Origin of the sequence: Micromonospora sp. LOL_025 (assembly GCF_048060285.1) — a bacterium.
Classification (GTDB): domain Bacteria; phylum Actinomycetota; class Actinomycetes; order Mycobacteriales; family Micromonosporaceae; genus Micromonospora.
This window is the reverse complement of record NZ_JBHMIR010000070.1, coordinates 1-5547: the sequence shown is the minus strand read 5'-3', so window position 1 is coordinate 5547 and position 5547 is coordinate 1. Positions and strand designations below refer to the sequence as shown.

1 protein-coding gene is annotated in these 5547 nt (G+C 75.4%); it reads right to left on the bottom strand.

The window, feature by feature from the left end; translation table 11 throughout:
* A partial coding sequence (locus ACFHW0_RS31385) for an amino acid adenylation domain-containing protein (RefSeq protein WP_416613249.1) occupies positions 1-5547 on the bottom strand: 5547 nt, incomplete at both ends.

Below are 5547 nucleotides of genomic sequence, written 5' to 3'. Positions count from 1 at the left end.
CAGGGGTGGCAGGGGGTCGGGCCGGCCGTGGTGGTGCGCGGCGTAGAGCACCCCCAGCTCACGGGTCAGGACGCCGATGGACCAGCCGTCGGAGACGACGTGGTGCATGGTGACGAGCAGGACGTGCCGGTCGGGGGCGAGGGTCACCAGGCGGCCCCGGATCAGGGGCCCCTCGGTCAGGTCGAACGGCGCCGTGAACTCCTCGTCCTGGAGCCGGGCCAGGCGGGCGGCGGCGTCGGGCGCGCCGGTGAGGTCGTGCGTGTGCAGGGTGAAGCCGGTGCCGGGCGGATCGACGTGCTGGTGGGCGTCGGAGCCGGCGGGGACGAGGCGGGTGCGCAGGGCCTCGTGCCGGTCCACCAGGGCGTCCAGGGCCGCCCGAAGGGCGTCGTGGTCGAGCCAGCCGGCCAGCTCCAGGGCCAGCGGCATGTGGTACGCGTGGCCCAGACCGCCGAGGCGTTCCAGGAACCACAGCCGCCGCTGCGCGAAGGAGAGCTCCAGCGCGCCGGCCCGGTCGACCGGGCGGATCGGGGGCAGCACCTCGCGGCCGTCCGGCGTCAGCCGGGCGACGAAGGCGGCGAGGACCGGCGCCGCGAAGAGCACCGCCGGGGAGACCTCCCGCCCCAGCACCTGCCGGATCCTGGACACCAGCCGCATGGCGAGCAGCGAGTGGCCGCCCAGGGCGAAGAAGTCGTCGTGCCGGCCGACGCGCTCGATCCCCAGCACCTCGGCCCAGACGCCGGCGACCATGGCCTCCAGCAGGCCGACCGGCTCGACGTGCCCGCGCTGGCCGAACGCCTCCCCGTCCGGTGCCGGTAGCGCCGCCCGGTCGAGCTTGCCGTTGGGCGTCAGCGGCCACGCGGCCAGCCGGACGTACGCGGCGGGCACCATGTGGTCGGGCAGTTCGCCGGCGAGCCGGTCCCGCAGCCGCGCGGCGTCCGGCGCCTCCTTCGCCCCGGCCAGCACGTACGCGATGAGCCGCTGGTGGCCGCCGGCGTCCGGGCGCGCCACGACGACCGCCTCCCGGACGCCCTCGGTCGCCGCCAGCCGCGCCTCGATCTCGCCCAGCTCGACGCGGAAGCCCCGGATCTTCACCTGGAAGTCGTCGCGGCCCAGGAACTCCAGTTCCCCGCCCGGCAGCCGGCGACCCAGGTCACCGGTGCGGTAGAGCCGCTCGCCCGGCACGAACGGGTTGGCGCGGAAGCGCTGCGCGGTCAGCTCGGGCCGGTTCAGGTAGCCGCGTGCCACGCCCGCGCCGCCGATGTGGATCTCCCCGACCACCCCGTCCGGGACCGGCTCGCCCTCGGCGTCGAGCAGGTAGACGCGCACGTTCGGCAGCGGCCGGCCGATCGGCAGGCAGGTCGCCCCGGCGAGGCCGTCCGCCGGGAGCAGGTGGCAGGTGCTGTCGACGGCCGCCTCGGTCACACCGTACGCGTTGACGATCCGCACCCGCGGCCCACACAGCGCCCGGAGCCGGGCGGCGTTCGCGGCGGTCCAGGCGTCCGAGCCGCAGACCACCGTCTCCATCGCGGCGAGGCTCCCGCCGGTGGACTCCAGATGGTCCAGCAGCGGGTTGAGCACCGCCGGCACGAAGTCGGCGAAGTCCACGTCGTGGTGGCGCAGCAGGGCGTACAGGCCCGCGCTGTCCAGCAGCAGCTCACGCGGGCAGAGCACCAGCCGCCCGCCGAAGCCGAGCGCCCGCACCACGTCGGCGGTGAAGACGTCGAAGGAGAAACTCGCCATCTGCAGGTGCACCAGGCCGGGACGCAGGTCGAGGACGCCTTCCCAGGCGGCGGCGACGGCCACCAGTTGCCGGTGCTCCACCAGCACCCCGTTGGCGGTGCCCGAGGTGCCGGACGTGTAGATGACGTACGCCAGGTGGTGCGGGCCCAACCCGTCGACGACCGGGTCGGTCGACGGCAGCTCCGCCCAGGCCGCCGCGTCGAGGTCCAGGTCGACCACCGGGGTGTCGAGCCCGGCCAGCGCGGCGCGCAGCCGCTCGCGGGCCGGGCCGTGGGTCAGCGCCGCCACCGGCGTGCTGTCGCGCAGCATGGCGGCGAGCCGGTCGACCGGGTAGGCCGGGTCCAGCGGAAGGTGGGCGCCACCCGCCTTGAGGACCGCCAGCAGGCCCACCACGGTGTCCAGCGACCGTTCGACACAGATCGCCACCGGCCGGTCCGGCCCGACGCCCCGGGCGCGCAGGTGGTGGGCCAGCCGGTTGGCCCGCGTGTTCAACTCGCCGTAGGTGAGCCGCTCGTCGCCGAGGACGAGGGCCACCGCCTCCGGATCGCGGGCCACCTGGGCCTCGACGAGGTGGTGCACGCAGCGCCCCGGTGGGTACGCCACCGTGGCGTCGTTGTCCTCCTCGACGAGCCGGCGGCGCTCGGCGGGGGGCAGCACGTCGAGCCCGCCCACCGGCGCGTCCGGCGTCCGCTCCAGCGCGTCGGCCAGCGTCTCCAGGGCCCGCTCGACCATCGCGCAGACCCGGTCGGGCGCCACCCCGGCCGCGGCGGCGACGGTCAGCACGACGTCGTCGCGCAGGTCGTCGACGTCCAGCGCGAGCGGGTAGTTGCCGTGCTCCTGCGCGGCCAGGTAGGTCAGGTCGTCCGCGTCGGGGTCCGGCGCGGGGGCGTCCGACTCGGCCAGCACCTCGGCGTGCCGGTAGTTCAGCAGGGCGGTGAAGAGCGGCGCCGGCGGCGCCACCCCGCTGCACGACTGGGCCAGCGCCAGCGACGCGTGCTCGTGCCGGATCAGCCCGGTCAGCGCCTCGTGGGCGCGGAGCACGCACTCCGTGACGCCGGTGTCGTCGAGGGTGACCCGCAGGGGGAGCGTGTTGAGGAAGGGCCCGAGGACGCGGTCGTTGCCCGCGCCGCCGTCCATCCGGCCGGAGAGCACGGTGCCGAAGACGACGTCCCGGCGGCCGCCGGCCCGGGCCAGCACCTGCCCCCAGGCGACGTGGAAGAGGCTGGTCACCCCGACCTGGAGGGCCTGGGCCCGCTGACGCAGCCGCCGCGTCAGCTGCGGACCGAGCCACACCCGGGCGTCCCGCATGCTGTGCCCGTCACCGTGGATGTCGCGCAGGCCGAAGGGCGCGGTCGGGCTGTCCACGTCGGAGAGCATCCGGCGGAAGAAGCTCTCCTGCTCGGCCCGGTCCGCGCCGCGCCGGATCCGCGCCACGAAGTCACGGAAGGGCAGCGGCGGCGGCAGCCGGTCGCCCTCGCCGGCCAGGTACGCGCGGACCTCGGCCCGCAGCTGCTTGAGCGAGGTGTTGTCGTCGACGATGTGGTGGATCAGCTCCACGGCCAGCCACGCGCCGTCGCGCGGGTCCCGCGCGACCAGCAGCCGCAGCAGGGGGGCCTGGTCGAGGGGGAGGCGGGCGTACCGCCGGTCGACGTGCTCGCGGAGTTGCCGGAGCGGGTCGTCGCCCGCCGGGTCGAGCGGGACCTCCTCCACCGGCAGGGGCGCGCGGCGCCACACCACCTGCACCGGCTCGTTGATCCCGTGCCACACCACCCCGGTGCGCAGCACGTCGTGCCGGGCGATCACCGCCTCCAGCGCGGTGCGGTAACGGTCCAACCGGTGCCGGTCGGCGAAGCGGAGGACGGTGGTGACCAGGTAGGGGTCGCGGTCGCGGGCCATCAGGTGGTGGAAGAGCATCCCCTCCTGCACCGGGGCCAGGGGGTAGACGTCCTGCACGTTCGGCGCCCCGCCGGGCACGGTGGCGACGACCGCGTCGATCTCCGGCTGGCTCAGCTCCACCAGCGGCAGCAGGTCCGGGGTGATCCGGTCGCAGCCGACCGGGATCGGGTCCGGGGTCGCCTCGGCCCGGTCCGCGCCGGCACCCACCGCGCGGGCCAGGTCGGCCAGGACCGGTGAGGAGAAGAGCGCGCGTACGTCGGCGGGCATGCCCTGGCGGCGCATCCGCTCCAGCACCCGCAGGGCCAGCAGGGAGTGCCCGCCCAGCGCGAAGAAGTTGTCGTGCCGGCCGACCCGCTCGACGCCGAGCACCTCGGCCCAGATGGCGGCGAGGGCGGTCTCCGCCGGACCGACCGGCTCGGTGTAGTGCCGGGTGGCGAAGGCGGACCCGTCGGGTGCGGGCAGCGCCCGGTGGTCGAGCTTGCCGTTGGGCGTGAGCGGCCACTCGGCGACCCGCACGTACGCGGCCGGGACCATGTGCTCCGGCAGGACACCGGCCAGCCGGGTCCGCAGCGACTCGGCGGTCAGCCGGCGTACCGAGGCGGTGTAGTAGCCGACCAGGCGCGGCTCGCCCGTGGCGTCGGTCGTGACCGTCACCACCGCGTCGCGTACGCCGGGACAGGCGGCCAGCCGGGCCTCGATCTCGCCCAGCTCGACGCGGTAGCCACGGATCTGCACCTGCGAGTCGTTGCGGCCCAGGTAGTCGAGACCGCCGTCGGGGCGGTGGCGCACGAGGTCACCGGTGGCGTAGAGCCGGTCCCCGGCGACGAACGGGCTGGGCCGGAAGCGTTCCGCGGTCAGCGCGGGCCGGTTGAGGTAGCCCCGCGCGACCCCCGCGCCACCGACGTGCAGCTCACCGACGACCCCGGGCGGCACCGGTTCCCCCCGTCCGTCGAGCACGTAGAGCCGCAGATCCCCGATGGGCCGCCCGATCGGACTGACGCCCGGTCGCTCGGTGTCGGCCGGGGTCAACGGCCGGTGGGTCACGTGCACGGTGGTCTCGGTGATGCCGTACATGTTGACCAGTTCGGTGCGCCCGTTGCGCGCGTCCGCGTACCAGGGCCGCAGCATCGTCGGGTCCAGCGCCTCGCCCCCGAAGACCACCGTACGCAGCCGGTGCGCCCGCGCGCTGTCGGCCTGCGCGGCGATCAGGCTGCGGAACGCGCTGGGGGTCTGGTTGAGGACGGTGACGCCCTCGTCGCAGAGGAGCCGGTGGAAGTCGGCGGGGGAGCGGCTGACCAGTCGGGGGACGATCACCAGCCGGCCGCCGTGCAGCAGCGCGCCCCAGATCTCCCAGACGGAGAAGTCGAACGCGAAGGAGTGGAAGAGGCTCCACACGTCCGTCGGGCCGAAGCCGAACCACCCGGCCGTGGCGGAGAAGAGCCGCACCACGTTGGCGTGCTCGACCATGACGCCCTTGGGCCGGCCCGTGGAGCCGGAGGTGTGGATGACGTAGGCGAGGTGGTCGGGCCGGGTGCCGGGATCGGGGTCGGTGCCGGGCCGGTCGGCCCAGCGGTGCGCGTCGGCGTCGAGGTCGACGAGGGGCGCGGCGGTCAGGCCGTCGAGGGCGGCGCGGGTCGCGGCGTGGGTGAGGACGGTGACCGGGGCGCTGTCGACGAGTAGTTCGGTGAGGCGCTCCGCCGGATGGCCGGGGTCGAGCGGCACGTACGCGCCGCCGGCCTTGAGGACGGCCAGCAGGGCGACGACCAGCTCCGGTGACCGCTCCAGGCAGACCGCGACCAGGGTGTCGGGGCCGACGCCGTGCTCGCGCAGGTGGTGGGCCAGCCGGTTGGCGCGCGCGTCGAGGTCGCGGTAGGTGAGCGAGGTGCCCTCGAACGTCACGGCCACCGCGTC